A 2360-nucleotide genomic window follows, 5' to 3' on the forward strand; every position below is an offset into this window, starting at 1 on the left:
CGGCCCAGGCCAAGAAGCTCATCCAGGAGGGTGGCGGCGTCCCGGGCAACAAGATCCAGATCCAGTACAACGCCGACCAGGACCACAAGCCCTGGCAGCTTCCCGATGATCGGGATCATCGACTCCGCGATCTCCTCGCGGATCTTCCAGTTGGTGAACGAGTCGTCGTTGACAGTCACGAATCCATCTTTCGAGCTAGGCGGCGCTCATATGTTAAACCGTCCGCTTTCCGGGTCGTGAACGGGGTCCCTCCGGTGCGTTCAGCCGTGGCTCCGCGCGCCCTGCGGGGCCGCTCCTGAGACGATCGAGAACGGGTCATCAGCGGGCCTTCCGCGCGAATGGGGTGCCCGTGGACCGCGAAAGGGGTGCCCATGGACTACGACTCGGTGGCCGACGAGCTGTACGCCCTGCGCCCGGAGGAGTTCACCGCCGCCCGCGCCTCCGCCATGGCCACCGCCCGCACCGCCGGCGACCGGGAACTCGCCGAGCGGATCCGCACGTTGCGCAAGCCCAGCCTCGCCGCATGGGTCAGCAATCTCCTGGTCCGCAGCAGCCCCGGAGAGGTCGAACCCCTGCTGCGCCTGGGCGAGGGGCTGCGGCAGGCCCACCAGGACCTGGACGGCGCACAGCTGCGCGAGCTGAGCCGCCGGCAGCACGCACTCGTCCGAGCCCTGTCCCTGCAGGCACGGCAGCTCGCGAAGGAGGCCGGGCATCCGATCGGCGAGAGCGTGCAGCGTGAGGTCGAGAACACCCTGCACGCCGTGCTGGCCGACCCGGAGGCCGCCCGGGCCTGGGCCGGAGGTCGCCTGGCCAAGCCGCTGAGCGCGGCCGTCGGCTTCCCTGCCGTAGCCGAGGACGCCCGGCCGCAGCGCCCCGCATCCGCACCGGCGCCCACGCCCTCCCGGCCGGGCGGAAAGGAGAGTGAGCAGCAGCGGCGCCGGCTGGACCGGGCCCGCAAGGACGCCGAAGCCGCCGAGCGCGCGCTACGGGAGCTGCAGGGCGAGGCGGAGGCGGCGGGTCAGGCGGCGGCGGAGGCGAAAGAGCAGGTCGACGACCTGCAACAGCGCGTGGAGGAACTCACCGGGGAACTGGAACGCGCCAGGAACGAACACCAGCAGGCCCGCTTCGCCGAACGCGCCGCCCGGGAACGGGCGCGCACCGCCGACCGCCGGGCCCGCGAGGCCGGCCGCAAGGCCGCGACAGCCGCCGCCCAGCTCGAACGCCTGAGCTCGCCGGACGCGTGACCCGCAGACCGGCACGGCGGTGCGCGACACCTGACGCCCGAGAGGGCGCGACCATGTGACTGTGACTGAGCTCACACACCTCAAGTAAGCCGTCCCACAAAGCCTCATACTCCCGACACCAAAATTGAACCGTTCGTTTTCTTGAATCAATCGTGTTTGTGTGGCTAGGTTGATCCCATGACCGCAACCGGGAACCCGACCACCGCCGAGGAGCTGCGAGGTGCAGGCCTGAGGGTGACGGCCGCCCGTGTCGCACTGCTCGAGGCCGTGCGGGACGGTGACCACCTCGGCGCCGAGGCGATCGCCTCCGAGGTGCGCGGCCGCGTGGGCCACATCTCCGTCCAAGCCGTCTACGAGGGGCTGCACGCACTCACCGCAGCAGGGCTCATACGCCGCCTCGACCCCCCCGGCAGCCCGGCGCTCTACGAGGGGCGGGTCGGCGACAACCACCACCACCTCGTGTGCCGCTCGTGCGGAGCCGTCGCCGACGTCGACTGCGCGGTCGGCCACGCCCCCTGCCTGACCGCGTCCGACGATCGCGGCTTCGCCGTCGACGAGGCCGAGGTCATCTACTGGGGCCTGTGCCCCGCCTGCTCCACCGCCCGCAGTTCCTGAGCAGTTCCTGAGCACCGTGATCCACCGAGCACCGTGATCCACCGAGCACCGTGATCCACCGAGCACCGCGCTCCGCCCGAGCACTGTGATCCACCCCGTCCGGAAGGATTCCCATGACTGAGAACCACGACGCGATCGTCACCGACTCGAAGTCGGATGAGACGGGAGGCGGCTGCCCCGTGGCGCACGGCCGCGCCCTGCACCCGACCCAGGGCGGTGGCAACCGCCAGTGGTGGCCCGAGCGGCTCAACCTGAAGATCCTCGCCAAGAACCCCGAGGTCGCCAACCCCCTCGGTGGGGACTTCGACTACGCCGAGGCCTTCAAGAACCTCGACCTCGACGCCGTCAAGCAGGACATCGCCGAGGTGCTGACCACCTCGCAGGACTGGTGGCCCGCCGACTTCGGCAACTACGGCCCGCTGATGGTCCGTATGGCCTGGCGCCGGTCTTCTTCGCGAGGGCCCGCATGGTGTCGGCCCACTGGCTCCAGGTCCAGCTCTC

General features: G+C 70.5%; 2 protein-coding genes and 1 pseudogene. All 3 read left to right on the top strand.

From position 1 onward, the window contains the following. Positions 1-371 precede the first annotated feature (371 nt). The gene (locus tag ABT116_RS42870) at positions 372-1244 is read left to right on the top strand and encodes a hypothetical protein (RefSeq protein WP_351646144.1); all 873 of its coding nucleotides are present in this window, start codon (positions 372-374) and stop codon (positions 1242-1244) included. Between the two features lie 177 nt (positions 1245-1421). After that, entirely contained in the window at positions 1422-1859 is a 438-nt protein-coding gene (locus ABT116_RS42875) for a Fur family transcriptional regulator (RefSeq protein WP_351646146.1), read from the top strand. Between the two features lie 113 nt (positions 1860-1972). After that, positions 1973-2360, top strand: a pseudogene (locus tag ABT116_RS42880) (catalase/peroxidase HPI); the annotation flags it as partial.

Origin of the sequence: Streptomyces sp. NPDC002130 (assembly GCF_040296465.1) — a bacterium.
In the GTDB taxonomy this organism is placed as follows: domain Bacteria; phylum Actinomycetota; class Actinomycetes; order Streptomycetales; family Streptomycetaceae; genus Streptomyces.